General features: G+C 72.7%; 24 protein-coding genes. 10 read left to right on the plus strand and 14 right to left on the minus strand.

Annotation, left to right across the window (positions count from 1 at the left end; translation table 11 throughout):
* Positions 1 to 57 precede the first annotated feature (57 nt).
* Positions 58 to 1,305, minus strand: a complete 1,248-nt coding sequence (locus HMPREF2863_RS11020; protein WP_070640320.1) for a YihY/virulence factor BrkB family protein — start codon at positions 1,303 to 1,305, stop codon at positions 58 to 60.
* 274 nt (positions 1,306 to 1,579) lie between these two features.
* On the opposite strand from HMPREF2863_RS11020, the gene clpB reads away from it, so the two are divergent.
* Entirely contained in the window at positions 1,580 to 4,174 is a 2,595-nt protein-coding gene (clpB, locus tag HMPREF2863_RS11025; RefSeq protein WP_070640171.1) for an ATP-dependent chaperone ClpB, read from the plus strand.
* A 140-nt stretch (positions 4,175 to 4,314) separates the two neighbouring features.
* Here the strand turns inward: clpB and HMPREF2863_RS11030 are convergent, their stop codons facing one another.
* Entirely contained in the window at positions 4,315 to 4,866 is a 552-nt protein-coding gene (locus HMPREF2863_RS11030; protein ID WP_246828894.1) for a hypothetical protein, read from the minus strand.
* Positions 4,867 to 5,078: 212 nt separating this feature from the next.
* Here HMPREF2863_RS11030 and HMPREF2863_RS11035 point away from each other — a divergent pair, with 212 nt between their 5' ends.
* From HMPREF2863_RS11035 to HMPREF2863_RS11055, 5 genes are all read left to right on the plus strand, one after another.
* Positions 5,079 to 6,506, plus strand: coding sequence for a histidine kinase (locus tag HMPREF2863_RS11035; protein ID WP_070640177.1), 1,428 nt, complete (start codon positions 5,079 to 5,081; stop codon positions 6,504 to 6,506).
* On the plus strand, positions 6,503 to 7,123 hold the full coding sequence (locus HMPREF2863_RS11040; RefSeq protein WP_067189604.1) for a response regulator transcription factor: 621 nt from the start codon (positions 6,503 to 6,505) through the stop codon (positions 7,121 to 7,123). Before HMPREF2863_RS11035 ends, HMPREF2863_RS11040 begins: the two co-directional genes overlap by 4 nt.
* A 487-nt stretch (positions 7,124 to 7,610) precedes the next feature.
* On the plus strand, positions 7,611 to 7,814 hold the full coding sequence (locus HMPREF2863_RS11045) for a DUF3073 domain-containing protein (protein ID WP_067189655.1): 204 nt from the start codon (positions 7,611 to 7,613) through the stop codon (positions 7,812 to 7,814).
* A complete protein-coding gene (locus tag HMPREF2863_RS11050; RefSeq protein WP_070640180.1) occupies positions 7,814 to 8,755 on the plus strand; it encodes a Sir2 family NAD-dependent protein deacetylase in 942 nt (313 codons plus the stop codon). The genes HMPREF2863_RS11045 and HMPREF2863_RS11050 overlap by 1 nt, the downstream gene beginning before the upstream one ends.
* A gap of 231 nt (positions 8,756 to 8,986) precedes the next feature.
* A complete protein-coding gene (locus tag HMPREF2863_RS11055; RefSeq protein WP_070640184.1) occupies positions 8,987 to 9,994 on the plus strand; it encodes a hypothetical protein in 1,008 nt (335 codons plus the stop codon).
* A 220-nt stretch (positions 9,995 to 10,214) separates the two neighbouring features.
* Here the strand turns inward: HMPREF2863_RS11055 and purM are convergent, their stop codons facing one another.
* The 11 genes from purM to HMPREF2863_RS11110 all read right to left on the minus strand — a co-directional run bounded on the left by purM (position 10,215) and on the right by HMPREF2863_RS11110 (position 21,589).
* Positions 10,215 to 11,372, minus strand: coding sequence for a phosphoribosylformylglycinamidine cyclo-ligase (purM, locus tag HMPREF2863_RS11060; RefSeq protein WP_070640187.1), 1,158 nt, complete (start codon positions 11,370 to 11,372; stop codon positions 10,215 to 10,217).
* Positions 11,369 to 12,979 carry an amidophosphoribosyltransferase gene (gene purF, locus HMPREF2863_RS11065; protein WP_067189596.1) on the minus strand — a complete coding sequence of 537 codons (1,611 nt, stop codon included), beginning with the start codon at positions 12,977 to 12,979 and terminating at the stop codon, positions 11,369 to 11,371. Before purF ends, purM begins: the two co-directional genes overlap by 4 nt.
* A gap of 2 nt (positions 12,980 to 12,981) precedes the next feature.
* Positions 12,982 to 13,455, minus strand: coding sequence for a hypothetical protein (locus tag HMPREF2863_RS11070; protein WP_070640192.1), 474 nt, complete (start codon positions 13,453 to 13,455; stop codon positions 12,982 to 12,984).
* Positions 13,456 to 13,538: 83 nt separating this feature from the next.
* On the minus strand, positions 13,539 to 15,509 hold the full coding sequence (locus HMPREF2863_RS11075; RefSeq protein WP_070640195.1) for an ABC transporter ATP-binding protein/permease: 1,971 nt from the start codon (positions 15,507 to 15,509) through the stop codon (positions 13,539 to 13,541).
* The gene (locus HMPREF2863_RS11080) at positions 15,506 to 16,585 is read right to left on the minus strand and encodes an efflux RND transporter periplasmic adaptor subunit (RefSeq protein ID WP_141756429.1); all 1,080 of its coding nucleotides are present in this window, start codon (positions 16,583 to 16,585) and stop codon (positions 15,506 to 15,508) included. Before HMPREF2863_RS11080 ends, HMPREF2863_RS11075 begins: the two co-directional genes overlap by 4 nt.
* A 77-nt stretch (positions 16,586 to 16,662) precedes the next feature.
* Positions 16,663 to 17,481, minus strand: a complete 819-nt coding sequence (locus HMPREF2863_RS11085) for a hypothetical protein (protein ID WP_087133279.1) — start codon at positions 17,479 to 17,481, stop codon at positions 16,663 to 16,665.
* A gap of 83 nt (positions 17,482 to 17,564) precedes the next feature.
* Entirely contained in the window at positions 17,565 to 17,891 is a 327-nt protein-coding gene (locus tag HMPREF2863_RS11090; RefSeq protein ID WP_070640204.1) for a hypothetical protein, read from the minus strand.
* A gap of 210 nt (positions 17,892 to 18,101) precedes the next feature.
* Positions 18,102 to 18,503: a sterol carrier family protein gene (locus HMPREF2863_RS11095; RefSeq protein ID WP_067189592.1), complete on the minus strand. Its 402-nt coding sequence runs from the start codon at positions 18,501 to 18,503 to the stop codon at positions 18,102 to 18,104.
* A gap of 82 nt (positions 18,504 to 18,585) precedes the next feature.
* Entirely contained in the window at positions 18,586 to 19,620 is a 1,035-nt protein-coding gene (locus HMPREF2863_RS11100) for an asparaginase (RefSeq protein ID WP_070640207.1), read from the minus strand.
* A gap of 33 nt (positions 19,621 to 19,653) precedes the next feature.
* Entirely contained in the window at positions 19,654 to 20,391 is a 738-nt protein-coding gene (locus HMPREF2863_RS11105) for an ABC transporter ATP-binding protein (protein ID WP_083315394.1), read from the minus strand.
* A 25-nt stretch (positions 20,392 to 20,416) separates the two neighbouring features.
* Positions 20,417 to 21,589 carry an ABC transporter permease gene (locus HMPREF2863_RS11110; RefSeq protein ID WP_067192380.1) on the minus strand — a complete coding sequence of 391 codons (1,173 nt, stop codon included), beginning with the start codon at positions 21,587 to 21,589 and terminating at the stop codon, positions 20,417 to 20,419.
* Between the two features lie 209 nt (positions 21,590 to 21,798).
* Here HMPREF2863_RS11110 and HMPREF2863_RS11115 point away from each other — a divergent pair, with 209 nt between their 5' ends.
* Together HMPREF2863_RS11115 and HMPREF2863_RS11120 are read left to right on the plus strand one after the other, a co-directional pair.
* Positions 21,799 to 23,298: a sensor histidine kinase gene (locus HMPREF2863_RS11115; RefSeq protein WP_083315395.1), complete on the plus strand. Its 1,500-nt coding sequence runs from the start codon at positions 21,799 to 21,801 to the stop codon at positions 23,296 to 23,298.
* The gene (locus HMPREF2863_RS11120) at positions 23,295 to 24,014 is read left to right on the plus strand and encodes a response regulator (protein WP_067191734.1); all 720 of its coding nucleotides are present in this window, start codon (positions 23,295 to 23,297) and stop codon (positions 24,012 to 24,014) included. The genes HMPREF2863_RS11115 and HMPREF2863_RS11120 overlap by 4 nt, the downstream gene beginning before the upstream one ends.
* 86 nt (positions 24,015 to 24,100) lie before the next feature.
* On the opposite strand, the gene HMPREF2863_RS11125 is transcribed toward HMPREF2863_RS11120, so the two are convergent.
* Entirely contained in the window at positions 24,101 to 24,367 is a 267-nt protein-coding gene (locus tag HMPREF2863_RS11125) for a hypothetical protein (protein WP_067191732.1), read from the minus strand.
* A 97-nt stretch (positions 24,368 to 24,464) separates the two neighbouring features.
* On the opposite strand from HMPREF2863_RS11125, the gene purD reads away from it, so the two are divergent.
* Entirely contained in the window at positions 24,465 to 25,781 is a 1,317-nt protein-coding gene (gene purD, locus HMPREF2863_RS11130; RefSeq protein ID WP_070640210.1) for a phosphoribosylamine--glycine ligase, read from the plus strand.
* On the plus strand, positions 25,778 to 26,698 hold the full coding sequence (locus HMPREF2863_RS11135) for a phosphoribosylaminoimidazolesuccinocarboxamide synthase (RefSeq protein WP_070640213.1): 921 nt from the start codon (positions 25,778 to 25,780) through the stop codon (positions 26,696 to 26,698). Before purD ends, HMPREF2863_RS11135 begins: the two co-directional genes overlap by 4 nt.
* Positions 26,699 to 26,754: the final 56 nt, after the last annotated feature.

Genomic DNA, 26,754 nt, shown 5'->3' on the forward strand with positions numbered 1-26,754 from the left:
CCGTCTCAGAACGAGGGCCCCGACACCACGACGGTGTCGGGGCCCTCGTGCACCGGGTCAGGGCCGGCGTGGGCCGACGGCCTCTCCGCCGGCCGAGTCGGAGGACGGGGTGCCGGCCGGGTCGGAGGACGGGGTCTCCGGATCCGGGACGTCGTCCGGATCGAGCTGAGCGTGGAAGGGGCGGCCGGTGGACAGGTCGGCGGCCGTCCTGCCGGCCCGCGGCTCCACGGCGAAGAGGGAACCGGACTCGGTGAGCAGCCGGGTGCGGGGCACCACGGCGGGCTCCCCGGTGCGGGCGGACTTGGAGACGATCCGGCCGACGCGCTGCTGACGCTGCTCCATCTGCTCGAGGTCCTTCAGGACCGCGGTGTGGCGGCTGGCCAGCTGGATCTCGTCCGCCGCATCCAACCCCACGGCGAGTTGGCGGGCGCGCAGCATCTCCGCGTCGAAGGCGGCGCCGGCGAGCAGGACGATCACCGTGACCCAGGCGAGCATGAGGATGCCGATGGCAGAGGTGATCCATCCGACCAGCTGCGTCTGGGACAGGTTGGCCGTCACCCAGCCGAGCAGCGCCGTGGCTCCGAACAGCAGCAGCACGGAGGCCACGGCACCGTGCGAGAAGGCCCGGTAGCGCGGCTGCCGCACGTTGGGGCCGAGCTGGTAGGCCGCGGACACCACGACCATGATGATCGCCAGGATCACCGGCCACTTGGCCAGGTTCCACAGGTCCACGGCCTCCTGCGTCAGGCCGACCTTGCGCCCGATCCGTGCGGACAGGTCGCCGCCCAGCACCACCAGCAGGAGCACGACGACGGTCCCGGCCGTGAGCGCGAGGGTCTCCACGAAGACGGCCAGGCGGAAGGCGGGGAACCTGCGTCCCTCGCGGGTGTCGTGGATACGGTGCATCGCCCGGTGGAACGCGCCCACCGCACCCGAGGCGGAGAACAGGGCGCCGAGCGTGCCGAGCACGACGGCGGTGGTGCCCGTGGCCTGGCCCCCGAGGGCGAGGATCGTGGACTCCACGGCGCCGACGGACAGGGCGGGCCAGATCTCGGTGATGAGCCCGGCGGCGGTGGCGATGGTCTCGTCCTGCAGGCCGAGCAGGGACACGGTGGACACCAGGGCCACCATGGTGGGGAGCAGGGCGAGCGCCGCGAAGAACGTCATCGCGGCGGCCACGTCCCACACCTGGATCTCCAGCAGCTTGTAGCCGGTCCGGCGCAGCACGTACAGCAGGCTCACCCGCGGCCGCTGGTAGGTGCGGCGCGGGCGCACACGACGGCTGCGGCGCTGGGATCCGGTCACGGTCTCCACGGTAGTGCCACCACGGCCCTGCGGTGGCAGGCTGGTCGCATGCAGGCGCCGATGAGCACCGCCTGCCACGGTGCCCTCGCCGCCTGAGGCCGTCCCGGCCGGACCTCGCTCGGGACCGCCGAGCCCCCACGAGCACGGCGCCAGGGACGCCGAGAGGCGGAGGCGGGCGGCCGTCGTCGTCAAGCCCCGGACCCGGAATAGAACCGCACCCCGCAGAGTTGAGCTGAACAGACTCAAGTTTCCCGGTCGGCAGAGGAGGCCACCCATGAACCAGACCCCGCAGTTCACCACCAAGAGCCAGGAGGCGCTCTCGGCCGCGGCCATGAACGCGTCCACGGCGAACAACCCGACCATCGAGCCGGCCCACCTGCTCAAGGCCCTGATGGACCAGCGCGACTCCGTGGCGGTCGGCGTGCTGAAGGCTGCCGGCGTGGACCCGGACGTGGTGTCCTCCGCCGCGTCCTCGGCCATCTACGCGCTGCCCAAGGTGTCCGGTGCGGCCGTCGCCGAGGCGAAGCTGTCCCCGGCCGCCGGCAACGTCGTGCGTGCCGCCCAGCAGCAGGCCTCCGGCTTCGGGGACACCTACGTCTCCACCGAGCACCTGCTCCTCGGACTGGCTGCGGACACCGGCGAGGCCGGCGCCGCGCTGCGCAACGCCGGCGCCACCGTGGAGGCCCTGCGCGCCGCCTTCACCCAGGTGCGCGGCGACTCGAAGGTGACCACCCCGGACCCGGAGGCCACCTTCCAGTCCCTGGAGAAGTTCGGCACCGATCTCACCGCCGTGGCGCGCTCCGGCAAGCTGGACCCGGTCATCGGCCGCGATGCGGAGATCCGCCGCGTGGTCCAGGTGCTGTCTCGCCGCACCAAGAACAATCCGGTGCTCATCGGCGAGCCGGGCGTCGGCAAGACCGCCGTGGTGGAGGGCCTGGCCCAGCGCATGGTGGCCGGGGACGTTCCGGAGTCCCTGCGCGGCAAGACCCTGATCAGCCTGGATTTGGGGGCGATGATCGCCGGCGCGAAGTACCGCGGGGAGTTCGAGGAGCGCCTGAAGGCCGTGCTCGAGGAGATCAAGGCGGCCGACGGGCAGATCGTCACGTTCATCGACGAGATCCACACCGTGGTCGGCGCCGGCGCCTCCGAGGGCGCCATGGACGCAGGCAACATGCTCAAGCCCATGCTGGCCCGCGGCGAGCTGCGCCTGATCGGTGCGACCACCCTGGACGAGTACCGCGAGAACATCGAGAAGGACCCGGCCCTGGAGCGCCGCTTCCAGCAGGTCTACGTGGGCGAGCCCTCCGTGGACGACACCATTGCGATCCTCCGCGGCCTGAAGGAGCGCTACGAGGCGCACCACAAGGTGGAGATCGCGGACTCGGCGCTGGTGGCGGCCGCCGCGCTGTCCGACCGGTACATCACCGGCCGTCAGCTGCCGGACAAGGCCATCGACCTCGTGGACGAGGCCGCCTCGCGGCTGCGCATGGAGATCGACTCCGCCCCGGAGGAGATCGACGTGCTGCGCCGCCAGGTGGACCGCATCACCATGGAGGAGCTGGCCCTGGAGGGTGAGACCGACCCCGCCTCGGTGGAGCGCCTGGCCGGCCTGCGGGCCGAGAAGGCGGACAAGGAGGAGGAGCTCCGCGCCCTCACCGCGCGGTGGGAGCAGGAGAAGGCCTCGCTGAACGAGGCCGGTGACCTGCGCGTGAAGCTCGACGAGCTGCGCTCGCAGGCCGAGAAGGCCCAGCGCGAGGGCGACCTCGCCGAGGCCTCCCGCCTGCTCTACGGCGAGATCCCGGCCCTGGAGAAGGAGCTGGCCGCCGCGGACGAGGCGGAGAAGGCCGTGGACGACGAGCACCTGATGGTCTCCGAGAACGTCACCGCGGACGACATCGCCGAGGTCATCTCCGCCTGGACCGGTATCCCCGCCGGGCGCATGATGGCCTCCGAGTCCGAGAAGCTGCTCACCATGGAGGACCACCTCGGGCAGCGGCTGATCGGGCAGTCTGCGGCGGTCACCGCCGTCTCGGACGCGGTGCGCCGCGCCCGTGCCGGGGTGTCCGACCCGAACCGGCCCACCGGCTCCTTCCTGTTCCTCGGCCCCACGGGCGTGGGCAAGACCGAGCTGGCGAAGTCCTTGGCGGACTTCCTGTTCGACGACGACCGCGCCATGGTCCGCATCGACATGTCCGAGTACGCGGAGAAGCACTCCGTCTCCCGTCTGGTCGGCGCCCCTCCGGGCTATGTCGGCTACGACGAGGGCGGTCAGCTGACCGAGGCCGTGCGACGCCGTCCGTACTCGGTGGTGCTGCTGGACGAGGTGGAGAAGGCCCACCCGGAGGTCTTCGACATCCTGCTGCAGGTGCTCGACGACGGCCGGCTCACCGACGGCCAGGGACGCACCGTGGACTTCCGCAACGTCATCCTCATCCTCACCTCGAACTTGGGCAGCCAGTTCCTGGTGGACCCGACCCTGGACGAGGCCGCCAAGCACGAGTCCGTGATGTCCGTGGTGCGGGCGGCGTTCAAGCCCGAGTTCCTGAACCGCCTGGACGAGGTGGTCCAGTTCGAGGCCCTGACGCTGGACGAGCTGACGAGAATCGTGGACCTGCAGGTGGCGGAGATGCAGTCCCGGCTGGCCGAGCGCCGCCTCACCCTCGAGGTGTCCGAGGCCGCCGAGCAGTGGCTGGCAGAGACCGGCTTCGACCCGGCCTACGGCGCCCGCCCGCTGCGCCGCCTGGTGCAGCGTGAGATCGGCGACCGCCTGGCCCGCGGCATCCTCGCCGGGGAGATCGCGGACGGGGACACCGTGTCCGTGGACCGTGTGGACGGCGAGGACGGCCTCACCGTGGCCCGGAAGGGCTGACCCGGGCCGGCGCTGTGCGCCGAACCAGAGACTTCGGCCCCTTCAGGGTGGTCTGAAGGGGCCGATTCTTCTGGTTCGGCGATGGTCCGGCTCGCCAGATCTTCTGGTTCGGCGATGGTCCGGCTCGGCGATGGTCCGGGTTAGCCCACCACGCCCATGCGTGTCAGGATCCCGTGGGTGAGCAGGCCGCCGACCGTGGTGTAGAGCACGATCGCCACGGTCTGCCAGACCATCACGTAGCCGCGGCTGGCGCCGAAGGACACCATGGCCGGAGCCGCGACGTGACCGGGGACGAACACCCACGGGCCGATCAGGGACAGCCCCGGCACGCCCCAGCGCTCGAAACGCTCACGCAGCAGGGCGCGGCCGGCCGACTCGGGGGCCCGGTCGCGGCCGGCCGACTCCGGCGTCCAGCCGCCGTCGGCCGTGGCGGGGGCCCGGTCGCCGCGTCGGGCGGCACGGCGGCCCATGAGCGCGCCGCGGGCTCCGTGGGCCGCATAGACGAGCAGCGCCACCACCAAGAAGTTCCCGACGATGCCCACCGGGACGGCGAGCCACGGGCTGATTCCGGCGAGCACGCCGATGATCGCCGCGCCCTCGCCCTCCACGAACGGGATGAAGGAGACGAGGAAGACCCCCACGCCCTGCAGCGCCTCCGGCAGTCCCATCACGAACTCGCGTGCGGTGCCCATCAGATCCATCGTGACCACGTTCCTCTCCAGTGCTTTCGTTCGGGAAACCGTCGAGTTCCCCGGCGTCTTCGTTCGGGATCCGGTCGGGTTCCCGAGCTCTGACTCCAGCCTTCCGGCCCCCGTCGGAACCCAGAAGTGCGGTGCGGTCACCTCCTGCCGGGCACTTCCGCACGGCGGGTCATGACAGTTGTCACGCCCGTAGGGTGAGGTCCATGAGGATCGAGGGGAACCACGACGACGGCCGCTCGGCCCCGCCTGCCGCCGCACCGGGGCGCCGCCCCACCGGCGCCGTGCCCACGGCGTCCGCCGCGGGCCCCGGGGCCTCGGGCTTCGGCCCCCTCACGGGGGACCTCGCCGGTGCGTGGTGGTACACCTGGACGGGCCTGCTGTTCGGCGTCCTGGTGATCGCGGGCTATTCCGCGTTCGGACCGCTGACCCGCCTGCAGGGGCACATGGATGCCGGGCGCACAGGGCAGGCGGTCGTGCTGGCGGTCCTGTTGCTGCTCCACGTCCTCGGGGTGGTCGGCCAGCTGCATGTGGCCCGGCTCTTCCAGGCCCCGCCGCCCGGGGACGCGGAGGGGCCGGTGGTCGGTCAGCGGGATCTTGCCTGGCTGTTCGGCCCCACCGTCCCGCTCGCGCTCGCCGGCGCGGTCCTGCCGGCGCTCGGGCTCAGGGAGTTGGGCACGTGGTGGGCGCTGCCTCTGTGGCTGTCCTGCCTGCTGCTGTCCCTGCTGGTGCACCCGCGCCGGCGTCGCCCTGTCTTCTGGGGCGGCCTTGCTGCCTCGCTCATCCTCGGCGCTGCGGCGGTCCTCCAGGACCCCGCGGGACCGATCGACACGGCCGGCGGCTTCCTGCTCTGGGCTGTGCTCACCGGCGTGATGATCGTTCCCGCGGTCTGGTTCTGGCGCGTCATGCAGCGCCTCGAGCATGCCCGCCTGCAGGCAGCGGACCTCGCCGTCACCCGGGAGCGGCTGCGCTTCGCCTCCGACCTCCACGACGTGCAGGGCCACCACCTGCAGGTCATCGCCCTCAAGGCCGAGCTCGCCGAGCGGCTGCTGGCCAAGGGGCGCACGGAGGACGCGGGCGCCCAGCTGCACGAGGTCCGCGAACAGGCCCGTGAAGCCCTGGCCGAGACCCGCGCCCTCGTCCGTGACCTGCGCGAGGTCTCCGCCGAACGCGAGCTCGCCAACGCCCGGGACGTGCTCACCGCCGCCGGCACCCACGCCGACGTCCACGTGGACCCGTCCCTCGGGCCGCTCGGTCCGGCCGCCGGGCGCCTGGTCGGCCTGGCCGCCCGTGAAGCCACCACGAACATCCTGCGTCACGCCCACGCCGAGCACGCCCGCCTCGAGCTCACGGCCGTCCCCACGGACGCCTTCCGCCTCCGCCTGGTCGTGACCAACGACGGCGCTCCTGCCGTCGGGGCCGGCGACCCCATCGATCCGGCGACGTCGCCCCGGCCGGGTGAGCGGCCGTCGTCGTCCGCCGCGGCCGACGGACGCCGCGGGTGGGGCACCGGGCTGGCGGGCCTGGCCGAGCGTGCCGAGGCCGCCGGCGGCACCCTGTCCGCCGTCCACGAGGGTGAGATGTTCACCCTCACACTCACCGTTCCCCGCTCTGCCGAAGAGGAGACCGCATGACCGGCCCGACCGCTCCGATCCGTGTGCTCGTCGCCGACGACGAGGTGCTCATCCGCGGTGCCGTCGAGGCGCTGCTGGCCCTGGAGGAGGACGTGGAGGTGCTCCCGGGCGTCTCCGACGGCACCGCGGCCGTGGCCGCTGCGCAGGAGCACCGTCCAGACGTCTGCCTGCTGGACCTGGAGATGCCCGGCCTGGACGGTGTGGAGGCGGCCCAGCAGATCCTGCGGTCTGTCCCCACGAAGGTCGTGATCTTCACCCGGCACGCCCGCCCCGGTGTGCTGCGCCGAGCGCTGGCGGAGAAGGTCTCCGGGTTCGTGCCGAAGTCCACGCCCGCCGAGGAGCTCGCGGACGTGCTGCGGCAGGTGGCCTCCGGAAGGCGCTACGTGGATCCGGAGATCGCAGCGTCGGCCCTGACCGGTGAGCAGTCGCCCCTGACCGAGCGGGAGCTGGACGTGCTGCGCGTCGGCCGGACCGCCCACCGGGTGGAGGAGATCGCACAGGCGCTGCACCTGGCACCCGGGACGGTGCGCAACCACCTCTCCAACGCCATGGCCAAGCTCGGCGTCCGCACCCGCCAGGAGGCCTCGCAGCGCGCCTGGGAGGAGGGCTGGATCTGAGGTACGGCAGCCGACGCTGCGCCGAGCCAGAGACTTCGGCCCCTTCAGGGTGATCTGAAAGGGCCGGATCTTCTGGCTCGGCGCCACTGGACCACGACGACGGCCCCGCATCTTCCGAGGGAAGATGCGGGGCCGCTCGCCGTCCGGGCCGGAAGGGCCCGCCGGACGGGTGCCTCACGCTCGGTGCGCGGAGCCGGGGCGTGAGGGCGGGAGGCGGCGCCCGGGCGCGGAGCCGGGGCGTGGAAGGCGGGGCGCGGAGCCGGGCGCGGAGAGTGGAAGGCGGCGGGAGGCGGCGGACGGTCGGACGATGTTCGACATCCCGTCGTGGCGGGCGGTCCGGCCCGTCCGCCCGTGGCTGACAGGCCGCAGGCCAGGGCTGTTCCTGGTACCCTGGTCCGCACGAACCATTTTGACCAGTGAGAACCTCGGCGGGCCCCTGTTGTGCCATCAGTCCCGAGGGCAGAGAGATGCGAAGGGGGTCACGCTCATGGGGCGCGGCCGTCAGAAGGCAAAGGCCACGAAGCAGGCGCGAGAGATGAAGTACTTCTCGCCTGGGACAGACCTCTCCGCACTGGAGCGAGAGCTTACCGGCAAGCGTCATCACGCTGACACGGATGAGATGGAGTACGAGGATCCGTACGCGGACCTGTACGACGACGAGGATGACGAGGACGGCGACGACGCTCGCTGATGTCCTCCGCGCATCCCGGACTCGACGGGCACCGGGCCGCACTGCGCTCGATCGCCCGCGTGGTCGATGAGACCGCACCGCTGCAAGACCCTGGGGAAGCCTCCCGGGGTCTTCTGGCGTTGCTGCGGGAGCGCCGGCCGCTGATCATCACCGGTGCCGGCGTCTCCACGGACTCCGGCATCCCGGACTACCGCGGCCCTGCAGGCTCCCTGCGCCGGCACCGGCCGATGACCTACCAGGAGTTCTCCGGCGATCCTGTGGCCCGTCACCGCTACTGGGCGCGCTCCTATGTGGGGTGGCGCGAGATGGACGGCGCGAAGCCGAACCCGGCGCATCGGATCCTGGGGGAGTGGACGGCCCGCGGGCTCACCGCCGGGATCGTCACCCAGAACGTGGACGGGCTCCATGCCGCCGCCGGGGCCGAGGTCGGCCTGCCGCCGGAGCGGCTGATCACGCTGCACGGAGACCTGGCGCGCGTGGTGTGCCTGCGCTGCGGCGCCCTGGAGGACCGCCGCGCCATGGATGCACGGCTCGAGGCCGCCAACCCCGGCTACCTCGAGGCCGTGGCCATCGACCCTGACGCCGTGAACCCGGACGGCGACGTCACCCTGGACGACCACTGGGTGGAGCGGTTCCGCATGGTCGGCTGCCTGTCCTGCGGCTCGGACAAGTTGAAGCCGGACGTCGTCTACTTCGGCGAGAACATCCCGCGTGAGCGCCGCGAAGCGGCAGAGGCGCTGCTCGAGGACGCCGGCTCCGTGCTGGCGGTCGGCTCCTCTCTGGCGGTGATGAGCGGCTTCAAGTTCGTGCTGATGGCCGAGCGCCGCGGTCTGCCCGTGGGGCTGGTGAACCTCGGCCCCACCCGCGCCGACCCCAAGGCGCAGTGGCGCTGGCGCGCTCCCGTGGCCGAGGCGCTGACGTGGCTGGACGAACGCCTCTGACCCCCTGACGCTTTCGTTCGGGAAACCGTCGGGTCCCGGGACGCTTTCGTTCGGGAAACGGTCGAGTCAGGCCGGCTCTCGATCCCGTCTCTTCTCGCGCTCAGCGTCCTCGGTCCGCCCTCTCCGTCCGAGGTCTCCGCCCGGTGCCGTCCTCTCCTGCACAGCCTGTCCTTTCCCCCACATTCACCAGGATCCGCCCCGTGAACACCGCGGACACCCCAGGCTCGATGCATGGACTCGCTGCTCCGCCCCGGACCGAACCCCGCTCCGCTGCCGCCGCTGCTGCAGGGCCGCATCCTGACACCCCAGGACCTGCGCGACCACGGCCTCTCCGACCAGCGCCTGCGCCGATCAGACCTGCGCAGCGTCACCCACGGCGCCCACCGGAGCCGTCACGATCCCGTCACCGCATGGTCCGCCCTGGGCTACCCAGAGCCGCCGGTGCCCTACCCGCCGGAGGAGGCAGCCGTCGTCGTGAAGCGGGCGCGGGCGGTGGCCTCGCACCTGAGCGCACTCCGACTCCACGGGCTGCCGGTGCCGCCGTGGTTGCGGGACGACGGGCGGCTCCACGTGTCCCGACCCCATCGGAAGGGTGCGGCGGTGCGGCGCGGGGTCGCCTCCCACGCACGCACGGTGCCGCCCGAGGACGTCGTGCTGGTCCACGGCGTCCCCGTGACGTCCCTGGAGCGGACGTGGGCGGACTTGGCGTCGCTGTTGCCGACCGGGATGGTCGATCCTCTGGTGGTGGCAGGGGACGCGGCGGTGAGGCGGCCGTGGTCGCCCGGGGGGAGGACGGAGCCGCGGACCACGGTGGCGCGGCTGCGGGACGCCCTTCGTCGGGCGGGACGGTTCAAGGGTGTGCGGGCGGCGCGTGAGGCACTGGAGCTGATCCGCGTCGGTGCGGATTCGCCGCCGGAGACGCAGATGCGGCTGGCGATCGTCCACGCAGGTCTGCCGGAGCCGGAGTTGCAGCTGGTCCTGGATCCGCGCCTGCCCGTCAGCCCGGACGCGGACATGGGATACCGGCGCTGGCGGCTGGTGCTGCACTACGACGGCGGCCACCATGATGACCCCGCCCAGCGGCAGCGGGACCAGTGGCGCAATGAGGGGTGGGCCCGTGCGGGCTGGGCTCAGATCTGGGCGGGTCTCGACGACGGCCGGGACGACTACCAGCGGGTCGTCGCCGAGATCAGGGCGCATCGGGACGGCTTGCGCGGGCGCGAGTTCGCCGTGGAGTGAGGCTCCTCCAGGGGGCGGACGGCGGCCTGTCGGCGGCCTGGGGCCGCCCCACGTGCCCGGGCCCCATGTGCCCGGGTCCATGCGCCCGGGCCCCACGTGCCCGGGCCCGCGGCCGGGCCCAGCTCCGGCCGCAGACACGACGAGTCCCGGGACCCGACCGTTTCCCGAACGAAAGCGTCCCGGGACTCGACGGTTTCCCGAACGAAAGTGATCCGGGGACTCAGTCGGCGTAGTCGCCGGTCAGCAGCACCGCCCCGCCGTCCACGCCCTTGGCGCCCTGGACGAAGTCCTCGCCGGCGCCGGCGGCGGCGTCGGTGACCTCGCCGACGCTGCCCATGGCCCAGGCGTCCATGCCGGCACCGGAGAGCTGGGTGATCGCCGTCTCCGCGGCCTCCGGGGCCACCACGGCCACCATGCCGACGCCGAGGTTCAGGGTGCGCTCCAGGTCGGCCTGCGGCACGCGGCCCAGGTCCCCGACCAGCCGGAAGATCGCGGGCAGGGACCAGGTGCCGCGGTCCACGGTGGCCATCAGGCCCTGCGGCAGCACACGGGCCAGGTTCGCGGCCAGGCCGCCGCCGGTCACGTGGGAGAAGCCGCGGACCGGCAGGTCCTCGCCGCCGGCCTTCCCGTTCAGGGACTCCACCAGCTCCAGGCAGGCGCCGGTGTAGATGCGGGTGGGCTCGAGCAGCTCCTCGCCGAGGGTGCGGCCGAGCTCGTCCACGTGGCGGTCCAGGTTCCAGCCGGCGGCGTTCACCACGCGGCGGACCAGGGAGTAGCCGTTGGAGTGGATGCCGGAGGAGGACATGCCGATCACCACGTCCCCGGGCCGCACGCGTTCGGCGCCGAGGACCATGTCCGCCTCGACCACCCCCGTCGCCGCCCCGGCCACGTCGTACTCGTCCACGCCCAGCAGGCCCGGGTGCTCGGCGGTCTCTCCGCCGATCAGGGCGGTGCCGGCCATGCGGCAGCCCTCGGCCACACCGCGCACGATGTCCGCGATGCGCTCCGGGACCACCTTGCCGCAGGCGATGTAGTCGGTCATGAACAGGGGCTTGGCGCCGACCACCACGATGTCGTCCACGACCATGCCGACCAGGTCCTGGCCGATGGTGTCGTGCTTGTCCAGGGTCTGCGCGATCGCCACCTTGGTGCCCACGCCGTCCGTGGAGGTGGTCAGCAGCGGCTTGCGGTACTGCAGCAGCGCGGAAGCGTCCCACATGCCGGCGAACCCGCCGATGCCGCCGAGGACCTCGGGGGTGTGGGTGGCCTTCACGGCGTCCTTCATCAGCTCCACGGCGCGGTCCCCGGCCTCCACGTCCACGCCGGCGGTGGCGTAGGTGATGGGGGCGTCGGTGTGCGGGGTGTTCTGCTCGGTCACAGCGCGGTCCTGTCCGTCTCGGTGGTCATGGCTTCCATCTCGGCGTCCGGCCCGGGCTCGCACCCGGTCTTCCCGACGACGGCACTCGCGTCGGTCGGCTCGCTCGCCGGGGTCGTGCTCCCGCCCTCCAACAGGGACTTGCCGCGCTCGGACTCGTCCGGAAGCTCGATGGGGTACTGCCCGGTGAAGCACGCGGTGCAGAGTCGCTCACGCTGCTGCCCGGTGGCGGCGATCATGCCGTCCTCGCTGATGTAGGCCAGCGAGTCCGCACCGATGGAGGCAGCGATCTCCTCCTCCACGGCGCCGTTGGCGATGAGCTCGGCGCGGGTGGCGAAGTCGATGCCGTAGAAGCACGGCCACTTCACGGGCGGGGAGGAGATCTTCACATGCACCTCGGCGGCGCCGGCCTCCTTGAGCATGCGGACGATGGCGCGCTGGGTGTTGCCGCGGACGATCGAGTCGTCCACCACGACCACGCGCTTGCCGGCCACCACGTGCTGCTGCACGTTGAGCTTCAGGCGCAGGCCCAGCTGGCGGAGGGTGTCCGAGGGCTGGATGAAGGTGCGGCCCACGTAGGCGTTCTTCACGAAGCCCTGGCCGAAGGGGATGCCGGAGCCTTCGGCGTAGCCGACGGCCGCGGGCGTGCCGGACTCGGGGACGGGGATGACGATGTCCGCCTCCACCGGCTGCTCCTTGGCGAGCTGGCGGCCCATCTCCACACGGGACTCGTAGACGGACCGGCCGTTGATGGCGGCGTCCGGGCGGGCGAGGTAGACGTATTCGAACACGCAGCCGGCCGGCCGGGCCTCGGCGAAGCGGCGGGAGCGGACGCCGTCCTCGTCGATGGCGATGAACTCGCCGGGCTCGACCTCGCGGATGAAGGAGGCGCCCACGGTCGCCAGTGCGGACTGCTCGGAGGCGACCACCCAGCCGCGCTGCAGACGGCCGAGCACGAGCGGGCGCACCCCCTGCGGATCGCGGGCGGCGTAGAGGGTGTGCTCGTCCATGAACACGAAGCAGAAGGCGCCGCGGATGGTGGGCAGCAGGTCCAGGGCGGTGTCCTCGACGCTGCGGCCCTCCTCGCCGTGCAGCAGGGAGGTCACCAGGGCGGTGTCCGTGGTGTTGCCCTGCTTCAGCTCGCCGGAGCGCAGGCGTTCGGGCATTTGCTGCACGCGGCGGTAGAGCTCGGCGGAGTTCACGAGGTTGCCGTTGTGGGCCAGGGCCACCGTGGCGCCATCCGCGGTGGAGCCGAGGGTGGGCTGCGCGTTGGCCCACTTGTTGGCGCCGGTGGTGGAGTAGCGGCAGTGACCCACGGCCATGTGGCCGGTCAGGGAGTTCAGGGTGGACTCGTCGAACACCTGGGAGACCAGGCCGATGTCCTTGTAGACGGCCAGGCGCTGGCCGTTGGAGACCGCGATGCCCGCGGACTCCTGGCCCCGGTGCTGCAACGCGTACAGGCCGTAGTAGGCCAGCTTGGCCACCTCTTCGCCCGGAGCCCACACGCCGAAGACGCCGCAGTGGTCCTGGGGGCCTTGGTCCTGGGGGTCGAGGGCGGCGGTCAGCAGGCCGTCTCCGCGGCGGGGACGGGGGATGGGCAGGGAGGTCATGCTCACTGCACGGTGTCCTTTCGGGTGTCCGGGGCCGCGGCCTGCAGGCCGTCCTCGGGGGCGGTGGACTCGGTGTCGGCGGTGGCGGAGGAGATGCCCCACCGCTCGTTGTACTCCTGGACCTCTCCGCGGTGCAGGCGCACGTCGGCGGCAGCGGGGTCGTCGGTGGACTCGAGCACGTACGTGGCGGTCGTCTTGCGGGAACGGCGGTCCATCAGGAGCCAGACGAGGGATGCGAGCAGTGCTCCGACCAGACCGAACACGATCACGCCGATGCCCATGGTGGAGCCGAACTCCAGCGGCACCCCGGTGAACGGGTCGGTCGGCGGGGTGTCCCCGCTGTGCACGACGGCAGCCACCACGCCGCCGACGATCGCACCCACCAGCACACCGAGGGCCAGGAAGACGCCCAGGCGCGGGGCGCGCCGCATGGCATAGGTCGACCGGGCGGGGGTGTGGCCGTCAGTGGAGGTCATGCAGGCAAGTCTAACGAGGATCGGGCGGCCGCCAGGCCGACGTGAGCGGCCGCCGTCGGGACCGGGAGGAGGGGCGGTGCCGCTCAGCTGCGCAGGGCGTCGGCCGGGCGCTGACGGCTGGCCACCCACGCCGGGTACAGGGCGCTGACGATGCCCGCGGCTACCCCTAGCGCCAGCGCCGCGGGGACAGCGGTCGGCGGGAGCACGGCGGTCCAGCCGCGGGAGGCGGACACGGCCAGGACAGCGGCCGAGCCGACGGCGGCCCCCACCGCTCCGCCGACTGCACCGATCAGCGTTCCCTCGAGCAGGAACAGCCGGGCGATCAGGCCCCGCGGCGATCCGATGGCTCGGCGAAGGGCGATCTCTGCGGTGCGAGCCTGCACGGAGAGGTACATCGCGGTGGCCGCGCTGATCACCGCCAAGAGCAGCAGCACCGCTGAGAGTACGCCCACGAACGCGGAGAGGTCGTCGGTGACGCCGGTACGCAGATCCCGAAGATCTGCCACGGTGCGTGTGGTGACGCTGCCCGGGGCATGGGGAGCGACCGCCAGCGGGGCGGCCTGGGCCACGGGGTAGGGGAATCCGGTCTCGGTTCGCACCACGATCTCCGGATCTGCCTGGTCGATGCCGCTGAGTACGGCCGGGGTGACCAGCACGGCGGTGCGGAGCTGCGGGGTGCGCTCGGAGACGGTGACGATCCCGGCGACGTCCACGGCCTGTCCGGTGATGTGCACGCGGTACCCCGGTGACAGCACGCCGCCGGCCGGGACGGGGATTTCCAAGGCGCGGGCAGCTTCGGGCGTGAGCCACGCCAGTCGCGCACCAGGGTCGTCCAGCAGGGCACGGGACGCCTCCGAGGGCGGGGTGATGCCGGCCAGGCGCGTGTAGGAGGCCGAGGCTCCGACCAGGGTGATGGCCGCCGATGGCTCGGGCTGTTCAGGCGAACGTGTGAGCGTGACGTCGGCAGGAGCCACCTGCACCACATGTCCGGCCTCGAGCACGTGCGGCAGGGCCGCCAGCGACGCCGTCCACTCCGCCAGGCGTCGGTCCGAAGGGTCCAGCAGCCCCTCGGACTGCGGGACGGTCACCACCACCTCGTCCAGTGCGGCTGCGGTGAGCCGTGCGGTGACCTGGGAAGCAGCGGTCTGTGTGAGCCCGAGTGCCGCGATCAGGCCGCCGATCCCGACAGCGAACGCCGCCATGAGCAGCAGAGTGCGCAGAAAGCGTGTGGAGAGGGAGGAGACGGCATCGACCGTGTCGTCGGCCAGGGCCGATGCTCGGCGAGCGGGTGCCTGAGGCGATTGCGCAGGAGAACAGTCCGCGTCGTCCGCGACGCTCGGTGCAGCCGCCACCGTGGCGAACTCCGTGAGGGAGCCGTCGGTGATCTGTACCTGCCGGGCGGCCGCGGCAGCCACGGTGGGATCGTGGGTGATCAGCAGGATGGTGGTGCCGTGGGCATGGAGTCGGCGCAGATGGTCCACCACGAGCCGGCTGTTCTGCGAGTCGAGGTTGCCGGTGGGTTCGTCGGCGAGCACCACGCGTGGCCGGGCGGCCACGGCGCGCGCGATCGCCAGGCGCTGCCGCTCACCACCGGAGAGGTGCTTGGCGCGGGCCGCCAGCCGGTGGCTGAGACCGAGCATCTGCAGCGCGGCACCGGCTCGCTCATCCCGCTCGGCGACGGGAACACGCTGCACACGCAGCCCCAGAGCCGCGTTGACGGACACGGACTCCTCGCCGAGGACGTGGCTGGACTGGAACACGAACCCGAACATCTCAGAGCGCAGCCGATCCCGCTCGGCCTCACTCATGGCGGTGGTGTCCTGGCCTAGCACTCGGTATTCGCCGGAATCCGGACGGTCGAGCAGTCCTAAGACGTTGAGCAGAGTGGACTTCCCGGAACCGGAGGGGCCGATGATCGCCACGAACTCGCCTGCGTGGACGGTGAGGTTCACGCGGTCGAGGACGGGGCGGACGGCCCCCGGGAACGCCTTGTGCACCCCGCGTAGCTCAAGCAGTGGGGCTACGCCTGCCTCTCCCGGCACTGTGCGGCTCATGAGACCTTCACCTGGTCGCCGGCCTCCAGGTCGCCCGTGACGGAGGCCCAGCCACCTCCGGTGCGGATCACTGTGATGGGTACACGACGCTCTGCGGGGGTGGGCTCAGACACTGCGGCAGAGGGGGCTGACGACGCCCCGGCCTCGGAGTCCTGCCTGGAGTCCCGAACCACCACATAGCTGCCGGTGACATCGGCGCGCACGGCGGTCTGCGGGACCGCCAGGGTTTCGGCGGTGCTGTCCGCGGGTGCGGTGGAGACAGTCACGGACTGACCGACCGGTGGTGCGGCAGGATCGTCGGATGCGAAGGCCACAGTCACCGGGTGCCCGGAGCGTGCGCCCTCGGTGCCCGCCTGGAACTGGCCGATTGCGGAGATCGTGCCTTCGATCTGGCCTGCGCTGGAGTCGATGCGCGCGGTGTCCCCAGCCTTCAGGTCCTCGACCTGCGTGACGTCGGCGATGAATTCGACTGTGGGAGGAGCAGTCCGCAGCCGCACCAGCGGATTTTCCTCATCCAGGGTGGCTCCGTACGCTGCAGAGTCCACCACGCCGGCCCCTTCCGGAGGGATGGGAACGAACTGGCGCCAGCCCACGGTGACCGGGCGCTCTGCAGGGAGGGGAGCGTCCGCGTCTGAGAAGAGCGTGCGCAGGGCATCGGCGGTGGAGGCACCGAGGACGCCGTCGACCGGTACATCGTGTCCCGCCTGCGTGAGCGCCCGCTGCAGGGATGCGACATCCTCGCTTCGGTCGCCTTCGGTGAGGTCGCGGTAGAGAGCCAGGGGAGCGCCGAGGAACACGTAGACAACGCCGGAGACCTCACCGGCCGTATCACCGGGACGGACGACCTGTCCCGGTTTCACGGCCCGGCGCAACACGACCGCGTGACCGTCGACGTCGACGGTCACGTCTTGGAGCTCTCCCTCCGTCGTGACACCGGTGAAGGATATGCCCGCATCGACGGCACGGCGCTCCACTGACGCCCACACGGTGAGGGGTTCAGCCGCCTCCGCGACCGTAGCGGTGTCCGGGGCCTGGAAGAACCGGCCTGCCACGAACGAGGCGGCCAGCAGTGCCAAGGCGAGGAGGGTGACGAAGGCAACTCGCCCCGGATGGGCGGCACGGCGAGTGCGGGCGTGGCTCGCGGACGCTGCGTTCACTGATGCTCTGCGAGGTAGGCCCGGGCAGCGTCGAGGCGCTCCGCGGTGATGCGTTTCTCCTCTGCGAGGGCGGCCTCATTGCCCTTGATCAGCGCAGCCTGGTAGCCGGCCTCGATGTCGCCGAGACGTTGGGTGAGGTTGGTCTGTTCATTGCATTCGGCCTCGATGACGGCGATGCGGATCTCCTCGCGCTTGGCGGTGTCGGTGCGTCCCTTGGGGGACTCCGGCGCAGGAAGGGCCAGGGCCTCCCGGCTGGTCCACCCGTCGTCCTCGCCGACCGGGGTGAGGCCCGCGTCGGTGAGGCAACGCGACCAGTCGTCTCGGGCCGTTGCCCACTCCGGGGACTCCTTCGCCTTGACAGAAGCCTGGAGCATGAGCGGAACCGCCGAGCTGCTGCCCATTGTCGTCATCGGAGAGGAGACGGCCTCCATCTGGTCCATGACCTCGGGGACGCACTCGTCGTAGGCGGCGTTGAATGCCGGATCGTCTTCATCGCTCCAGCCTCCGGGCGGGGTCGGCATCTCCACGGCGGGGGACGGCGGGCCGGGCAGACCGAAGCCGTGGGTGCGGGCCCGCTCCGGAAGCCACAGCCCGTAGCGCCTGTCCTCCAGTTCTGTGCGGTCGTCTCTGGAAGGTGGCTTCACGCCGTTGTGTCCCTTGGGCTCGAGGCAGGACCGCAGGATCGCCAGACGGGCAAGTGTCATGGTGGTTTCCGTGGATTCGCTGCTCAGGTACTCGTCGAGCGGCAGGATGATCTGGCCGTTGTCCCGGTCGAGTCGTGCTGTCGCGGTCGGGTCGGGTTGAAGGGTGCCCACGCCGCACCCCGACAGAGTGACCGCCAAGGCGACAGCCGTGGACCCGGCGGCGCACGCGGACACCATCGTCGTATGAGGGCGGTTCACTTGGTGTACCAGCTGCTGATGCGGTCGTTCCACGACGAGAGTGGCGCGAGGGGGACCTTGTAGGAGCGAAGATCGGAGACGTTCACCCAGAGGCCCAGCCCCATCCCTCCGTAGTGGGCATCTTCGAAGAAATACACGGTCTTGCCGTAGGTTCGGACTGACGAGGTCTTGTCGTTCATCGCGTACAGCCGGGGGACGTTCTCCCCACCCTGGGCTGCCCCTCTGTAGCCGATGTGCTCGTATATCGATGCGGCGGATGCTTGCGGGCTGATAACGGCCGCGGTCAAAGCAATGGCGGCGACGGCGGAACTCACTCGCTTCATGGGTGCGCTTTCTGCGGAGGCGTCCTACGAGGACGCGCCAGCGGGGGTGCTGGTGCTCGCAGGCCCCCCCAGCCTGACGGGTACGTGAGACCCATAGGTGAATGATCAGGTGTCGCCGCGGAGGCGGTCAACGGCCTGCGGGTCACGATTGCGTCTCGGCTGGACGGGGTCGAGTGTTCGCTGGAGCGGAGGGCAGACGCAGGCTCCGGCTCACGGCCGTACCAGCGGCAGGTGGGCCGAGACGTCCGCCCGCACGCCGGAGACGGACACCTTCCCGGCGGCCCGCGCCTGCTCCCAGTCCGTCAGCCCGGTGGCCAGGGCGAGCCAGGTGGAGGCGTCCGTCTCCAGCACATTCGGTGGGGTGCCGCGGGTGTGCCGGGGGCCGGGGACGCACTGGCAGACCCCGAAGGGCGGCACGCGCACCTCCACCGAGTTGCCCGGCACGCGGGTGGCCAACTCCTCGAGGGAGAAGCGCACGGCCATGGCACGGGTGGAGCGCGGCAGGGCTGCGGCCGCCTCCGGATCCTCGGCGGCGGTGCGCGCCCAGGTGAGCAGGGCGGCATGCCCCTCGGGGACGGGGATGCGGCGGCGGGGGACCGAGCCGGTGCTCATGGCGGGCTCCTGACGAGTCGGACGGGCAGGGGAAGGCGAGAGGCCGTCGTCGGGACGGGATTGCCGACGCCGGCCGCCCGCCTCAGTCGAGCAGGTCCAGGACCGGCGTGGCCAGCTGCACAGCGCCCACGGGCTCGCCCCGGCCGAGGACCGGCGGGGCCACCCGGCGCAGCACGTCCGGCAGGCGCTCGGCGTCCACGTGCTCCGGGGCGAACTGGGCCAGCAGTGCCAGCGCCACGAGGTCTCCGGCGCGGGAGCCGCCGTCCAGGGCCTTCACCGCCACGGCGGTGCCGTCCGGTGCTCCCATCACGGTCACGCCGTCCGCACCGAGCTTGGCGATCAGGCCCAGCTCTTCCATCACCAGGGTGTTCGGCCTGCCCTCGGCCTGCACGGCCCACGGATGGTCCAGCATGGCGTTGGCGACGGAGACGGCGTGCAGCTCGGCGTCCCGGCGGTGCGGGGCGGCGGCGACCCGGCCGATGCCGCGGGCCAGCCCGGCCAGGGACACCACGGCGGCAGGAGCCCCGCAGCCGTCCACGCCCACGTGGGCGATCTCCTCCCCGCAGTACTCCTCGATCACTGCGTCCACCTCGCGCTGCACCGGGTGCTCGCGCTCCAGGTAGGTGGCGGTGTCATGGCCGGAGGCCACGCAGGCGGCCAGGAAGCCGGCGTGCTTGCCGGAACAGTTGTAGGCCAGCGGGGTCTTCTCGGCGCCGTGGGCGATGTCGTCCGCGTGGCGGGCGATCTCCTCGGCGTCCGCCGGCCAGTCACCGGGGCACTGCAGGTCCGCGGCGGACAGGCCGTTGACCTGCAGGATCCGCTCGGCCAGGTCCCGATGCCGCGCCGTGCCGCGGTGGGAGCCGCAGGCGATGGCGATCTGTTCGCCCTCCAGGCGGGCGCCGTGGCGCAGCGAGGCGATGGCCTGGAACGGCTTGAGCGTGGAGCGCGGGTAGATCAGGGCGTCGGCCGGGCCGAGCGAGGCCAACACGGACCCGTCCGGGCCGGTGACCACGGCGGCACCGGGGGTGCGGGACTCGACAAAGCCGTTGCGGACCACGTGGACCAGCTCGACGGCGTCGGCGAGGGCGAACGTGGCGGAGGACGTGGGGGAGGTCATGCCCACCAGGGTAGTGGCGGGCGGAGCCTCGGCTCACTGCAGGCGGCCGTCCACCATCACCAGGGTCCGGTCGACGGCGTCCATGAACTCCACGTCGTGGGTGACCATCAGGGTGGCGGCGCCCTCCTCGCGGGTGAGCTCGCCGAGCAGCTCCACCACGGCGGCGGAGCGCTCCTGGTCCAGGGCGGAGGTCGGCTCGTCCACCAGCAGCAGCGCCGGCTTCGCCATGAGCGCACGCGCGATGTTCACCCGCTGCCGCTGGCCACCGGAGAGTTGGTGGGGGCGCTTGTCCATGGCCGCGCCGAGGTCCACCTTCTCCAGCAGCTCGGCGGCGCGCACCCGGGCGTCACGCTTGGCGGACCGGCCGGCGGAGCGGTCCAGGTGCACGGTCAGCTCCAGCTGCTCGCGTGCGGTCAGGGAGGGGATGAGGTTCGGCTGCTGGAAGATCACGCCGATCGACGTGCCGCGCATCGCGGTGCGCAGGGCCTTCGGCAGGGCGGTGAGGTCCTGGCCGTTGACCACCACCTGGCCCGAGGTCGGGGAGATCAGGCCCGCGGCCACGGCCAGCAGGGAGAACTTGCCGGAGCCGGACGGGCCGGTCATGGCGGTGTAGACGCCGGGGTACAGGTCCAGGGACACCCGGTCCAGGGCGCGCAGGGTGCCGCGCTCGCCGTCCGGGTACTCCAGCACCACATCGCGCAGGGACAGGGCGGGGGCGGCGTCGGGACGGTCCCCGGAGGTGGTCAGCAGCGGGGTGACGGTGGTGTTCATGGCGATGGTCCTTGTCTGGAGGAGGTCAGTTGCCGCCGAGGGCGACGAGCGGGTCGATGCGGACGGTGCGGGCCACCGCCAGGGCGGCGCCGAGCATGCCGAGTGCGAAGACGCCGGCGGCGGGGATGAGCACGGTGCCCGCGTCCACGGTGAAGGGGACCGCCTGGGAGGCGAGCAGCCCGAGGCCGAAGGCGGCCGCGGTGCCGATGCCCACGCCGACGAGCAGGACCACGCCGGCCTGGGTGAGAGCGTCCCGCAGCACCCAGCCGGTGGAGCCGCCGAGCGCCTTCAGCACGGCGATCTCCCGGGTGCGCTGCACGGTCCAGATGGACAGGAACGCGATCACCACCAGTGCCGAGATGCCGTAGAGGAACCCCTGCATGGTCATCAGCGAGCCGTTCTCCGAGGAGTAGGCAGGCAGGGCGGCGTAGGAGTCCGGCACGGTGGCCGAGACGGTGCGGGCGGCGTCGTCGGCCGTGGCGGCCGCGGCGGCGTCGTCCGCGCCGGCGGCGAAGCGCACGGCCAGGGCGGTGCCCTCGGTGTCCGCCGGGGCGTGGGCGGCGGCCTTCCAGTCCTTCAGGGACAGCCACACCACCGGGGTGTGCGAGTAGTACTCGGTCGGCTCGATCGCCGCGACGGTCACCACGGTGCCGGACAGTTCGATGCTGTCCCCGACCTGGGCGTGCAGGTCGTCCGCGGCGGCCTGGCCGAGCACGGCCTCGCCCTCCTTCAGACCTGAGGGGGCGTCGGCGGCGTCGGGGGCCACGCCGAGCAGGGCCACGGAGGCCACGCCGGTGGTCGGGATGTCCGAGGTGTCCACCCGGGCCGGGGCGTCGGCGCCGCCAGAGGACTCCGGGGCCGGCTGAGGGGCGTGCTCCAGGCCGACGGCCCGGCCCTGGGCCAGACCGACCGGCTCGGCGGAGGCGACGCCGTCGGCGTTCCGCCAGGCGTCGGCCTCGGCGGCGGTCACCTCGGACTGGGTGAAGTTCGCGGTGGGCTCCTGGCCGGCGGCGCCGCCGAAGGCCAGACGCTGCACGCCCTGGGACTCGAGCCGGTCCAGGGCGCCGGTGTTCTGGCCGCCGAGGCCGGCGGTCAGGCCCGTGAGCATCACGAGCAGCAGGGAGATCAGGGCCACCACGGCGCCCATGAGGGCGAACCGTCCGGTGGCGAAGCGCAGGTCGCGCAGGGCGAGGAACATCGAGCACCTGCTTTCGTCGGGATCGGTCCCGCGCGGCGCGGGACATCGGGTCTGTGGTGTTGCCTTCAAGACTCCGCCGATCCACCGGCCGGGACATCGCCTGCGGCGGTGGATCCGGGGTCCATCGAACGGTTGATTCCCGCGTGGATTCGGCGGATCTGCGGCCTCCGCCCTGCCGTGGCGAGGGCCGCGGGCCTAGGCTGAGCGGCATGGACCAGCACGTGCACACGCCGGCGCCGACGGGCCCCGCCTCGGCGCCGGCGGGCCCCGCCAGGCCCGGTACGGCGGGCCCCGCCAGGCCCGGTACGGCGGCCGACGTCCGGGCCGGTGCGGCGCCCGGCGTCCGGCCCGGTGCGGACGCCGGCGTCGAGTCCGGCGCGACGGCCTCGATCCTGGCCGCCCTGCGCGTGGTGCTGCACGTGTCCTTCGCCGCCCTGCTGGCGGTGGGCCTGGTCCGCTCCGTGCTGTCCCCGGGCACCGCTGCGGCCGCCGTCTGGCCCGCTGCCTTCGCCCTGGCCGCCGTCTACCTGGCGGGCACCGTGGCCGAGCGGCGCCGCTGGGCGCGCCGGCGGCCGGTGCACCGGGGTGCGTCCCTGGCCTGGCTGGCCCTCGTGCTGCTGCTCTGGGGTGCCCTGGTGGCGCTGCACCCGGACTTCGCGTGGGTGGCGTTCCCGCTGTTCTTCGTGGTCCAGCACGTGCTGGCCGAGGCCACCGGCCGGCACTGGCCGGGCCCGCTGGCCGTGGCGGCGGTGACCGCCGTGGTGGTGCTGGCCTCCGCCCCGGGCCCGGACGGGCTGCGGCCGGCCGCGGTGATCGGCCCCTGCGTCGGCGCCGTGGTGGCCGTGGTGATGTACCAGGCCTACCGGGCCCTTCACGCCGAGTCCGAGCGGCAGCGCGCTCTGGCCTCCGAGCTGCTCGCCGCCCGCGCGGAGCTGGCCCGCACCGAGCACCGCTCCGGCGTGCTGGCCGAGCGCGAGCGCCTGGCCCGCGAGATCCACGACACCCTCACCCAGGGCCTGGCCTCCATCGTCCTGGTCTCCCGCGCCGCCGAGGACGCCCTCGATGCCGAGGACCCGGACCTGGCGCGCCGCCGCCTGCACACCGTGCGGGACACCGCAGCGGAGAACCTCGCCGAGTCCCGCCGCTTCGTGCGGGACCTGCGCGGGGACGGCGGCTCCCTGGTGGAGCAGCTCGACGCCGCCGTGCGCGGCTTCGCCCGCCGCCAGGCCGACGCCGGCACCCCCGTGGCCGCGGACCTGCAGGTGGAGGGGACCCCGGTGCCTGTGGCCGAGGCGGTGGAGTCCGCCCTGCTGCGCGCCGTCCAGTCCTCCCTGGCCAACGTCGGCCAGCACGCCGCCGCCGCCCGCTGCCGGGTGTCCGTGGCCTACCTGGACGGGGAGGTCACCGTTGACGTCGCCGACGACGGCCGCGGCTTCGACCCCGAGGCCACCCGCCGTCCCGTAGCCCGGGAGAGGGGACGGTCCGTGGCCGGCTCCGGCGTCCGGCCCGCTTCGGCGGGCACGGCCGGGGAGGAAGACGACGACGACGGCACGGGCGAGTCCACCGGCGTCGGCCTGGCCGCGGTGCGCGAGCGCGTGGAGGCCGTCGGCGGACGCGTGGCGGTGGAGTCCACGCCGGGGGAGGGGACGGTGGTGGCGATGACGGTGCCCGTGGCCGGCCGCAGTGAGACAGCGAAGGAGAACGGATGACCCTGGCCGTGATGCTCGTGGACGACCACCCGGTGGTGCGCGCCGGCGTGCGCGCCGTGCTCGAGGCGCACCCGGACCTCACCGTGGTGGCCGAGGCCGGCGACGGCGCCGAGGCGCTGCGCGTGCTCGAGGGGTTGGCAGCGGGAGCCGGTGGGGGCGGGGGCGCCGACGCAGACGTGGGCGGTGCCGGTGTGGACAGCGGTGCCGGTCTGGACGGGGGTGCCGGCGGGCTGCCGGACGTGGTGCTCATGGACCTGCAGATGGGCGAAGGCATGGACGGCGTGGCCGCCACCCGTGCGGTGCGGGCCGCCCACCCGGGGCTGCCGGTGCTGATCCTGACGACCTTCGACACCGAGGCGGACATCCTCGCCGCCCTGGACGCCGGGGCCTCCGGCTACCTGCTCAAGGACGCGAGCTCGGAGGAGATCGCCGCCGCCGTCCGCCGGGCGGCCGCGGGCCAGCGGGCGCTGGCACCCGGGGTGGCCGAGCGGCTCATGGGCCGGATGGCCGGAGGCACCGAGGTGCTCACGGCGCGCGAGATCGAGCTGCTCGAGCTCATCGCCCAGGGCGTCAGCAACAAGGCCGCGGCCAAGGAGCTGTTCATCTCCGAGGCCACCGTGAAGACCCACCTGGTGCACGTGTTCCAGAAGCTCGGCGTCGGCTCGCGGACCGAGGCGGTGGCCGAGGCACGGAGGCGACGGATCATCCGGGGCTGAGCAGCCGTCGTCGGGACGCGCCCTCCCGGGAAGGAGCGGCGAGCGGCCCGGGGAAGGGGCGGGGCCGTCGTCGGGAACCGGCTGCGTCAGCGGCGGCGTCGGACCGCCCAGGTGATCATGGCGGCGGCCACGAACGCGGTGCCGATCAGCGCGGTGACGCCGCCGACGCCCACGTCCCCGCGGCCGATGCCGAACAGGCGCAGCGAGAAGGCGCCGATCAGGGCGCACACGAACCACACCATCATGAACGTGTACGCCGTGCGCAGGCCGGGGCCGGCCTGGGCGGTCGGACGGGTCGGGCGACGCGGGTCGCCGGAGCGGTCGTCGTCGTGGGGCAGGCCGGGCATCGTCATGTCCACCACCCTACGGGTGCCCCGCCCGGCCGGGGGAAGACGTCCGGGGCGGGCGGACGGCGGGCGCGGGTGTGCGGCGCCACGTAGTCTGGGGGACGTGAAGATCCTCGTGCTTGGCAACGGCGGCCGCGAACATGCCCTGATCCGCACCCTGGCCCGTGACCCGGAGGTGACGCAGCTGCACGTCGCGCCCGGCAACGTCGGGATGGCGGACCAGGCCACGCTGCACTCCGTGGACGCCTCGGACGGCGCCGCCGTGGTGGCGCTCGCCGGCCAGGTGAAGGCCGACCTCGTGGTGGTCGGCCCCGAGGCCCCGCTCGCCGCCGGCGTCTCCGACGCGTTGCGCGAGGCCGGGTTCGCCGTGTTCGGCCCCTCCCGCGCCGCCGCGCAGCTGGAGGCCTCCAAGGCCTTCGCCAAGGAGGTCATGGCCGCCGCCTCCGTGCCCACCGCCGGCTCCCGCGTCTGCACGCATGCCGAGGAGGCCGCCGCCGCGCTGGACGAGTTCGGCGCCCCGCATGTGGTGAAGGACGACGGCCTGGCCGCCGGCAAGGGCGTGGTGGTCACCGCCGACCGCGCCGAGGCCCTGGCCCACGCCGGGTCCTGCTTCGCCGCCGGCGGCTCCGTGGTGATCGAGGAGTACCTGGACGGCCCCGAGGTCTCCCTGTTCGTGCTCTGTGACGGCGAGAACGCGGTGCCGCTGACCCCGGCCCAGGACTTCAAGCGCATCTTCAACGGGGACGAGGGCCCCAACACCGGCGGCATGGGCGCCTACACCCCGCTGCCCTGGCTGCCCGAGGGCTTCGTGGACGAGGTCATGGAGTCGGTGGCCCGCCCGGTGCTGGCGGAGATGACGAGGCGCGGCACCCCGTTCTCCGGCGTGCTCTACTGCGGCCTGGCCGTGACGGCCCAGGGCGTGCAGGTCATCGAGTTCAACGTCCGCTTCGGCGACCCGGAGACCCAGGCCGTGCTCGCCCGCCTCCAGACCCCGCTCGGCCGGCTGCTGCTGGACGCCGCGACCGGCGAGCTCGGCGCGGACCGTACTCTCGAGTGGTCCGAGGATGTGGCCGTGGACGTGGTCATGGCCTCCGCCGGCTACCCGGCCTCCTCCTCCACGGGGGACATCATCACCGGCCTCGAGGCGGCCCGGGCGCTGGACGGCGTGGACGTGCTGCACGCCGGCACGGGCGTGGGCGACGCCCCGGACGCGGTGGTGACGGCCGGTGGCCGGGTGCTGGCCGTCGTCGGGCGCGGGAAGGACCTGGCCGAGGCGAGGGCGCGGGCCTACGCCGGCGTGGACGCCATCGACTTCGAGGGTGCCCAGTGGCGCACGGACATCGCGCTCAAGGCCGAGCGCGGGCAGATCGCGGTGCCGGGCGCCGGCGCCGCGGGTACGGAGAAGGAGGGCCAGGCATGAGCGAGCGCATCGGATTCGCCGGGGCCCAGGCCCTTCAGCTGCCAGGCTGGCGGCACGTGTACTCCGGCAAGGTGCGGGATCTGTACGAGCCGGCCGATGCCGCCCCGGGCGAGTCGGACACCCTGCTGGTGGTGGCCTCGGACCGGATCAGCGCCTACGACGTCGTCCTCGAGCCGCCGATCCCGGACAAGGGCGCCGTGCTGACCCAGCTGAGCCTGTGGTGGTTCGAGCAGCTCGCCGGCACCGTGGAGAACCACGTGGTCTCCACGGACGTGCCGGAGCAGGTGGCCGGGCGGGCCATGGTGGTCAAGCGGCTGGACATGTTCCCGGTCGAGTGCATCGCCCGCGGGTATCTGACCGGCTCCGGCCTGGCGGAGTACCGGGAGTCCGGGACCGTGACGGGGCTGCCGCTGCCGGAGGGCCTCGTGGACGGATCGAAGTTGGAGCCGGCGATCTTCACCCCCTCGGCGAAGGCCGAGGTGGGCGAGCACGACGAGAACATCACGTTCGCGCAGATGACCGAACGCGTGGGCGCCGAGGCCGCCGCGGCGTTGCGGGACCTCACCCTGGACGTCTACACGAGGGCCGAGCAGATCGCCCGGGAGGCCGGGATCATCCTGGCGGACACGAAGGTGGAGTTCGGCACGGACCCGGTGAGCGGGGCGATCGTGCTCGGCGACGAGGTGCTCACCCCGGACTCCTCCCGCTTCTGGGACGCTGAGGACTACGAGCCCGGCCGCCCCCAGGCCAGCTTCGACAAGCAGTTCGTCCGCGACTGGCTCACGTCGGCAGAGTCCGGCTGGGACAAGTCCTCGGGCGAGCAGCCGCCGGCGTTGCCGGAGGACGTGGTGGCCAAGACCCGGGTCCGCTACGTGGAGGCCTACGAGAGGCTCACCGGCCGCCGCTTCGACGCCTGACCCCTGGCGTTTTCGTTCGGGAAACCGTCGCGTTGCGGGGTGCTTTCGTTCGGGAA

Origin of the sequence: Micrococcus sp. HMSC067E09 (genome assembly GCF_001812555.1) — a bacterium.
In the GTDB taxonomy this organism is placed as follows: domain Bacteria; phylum Actinomycetota; class Actinomycetes; order Actinomycetales; family Micrococcaceae; genus Micrococcus; species Micrococcus lylae.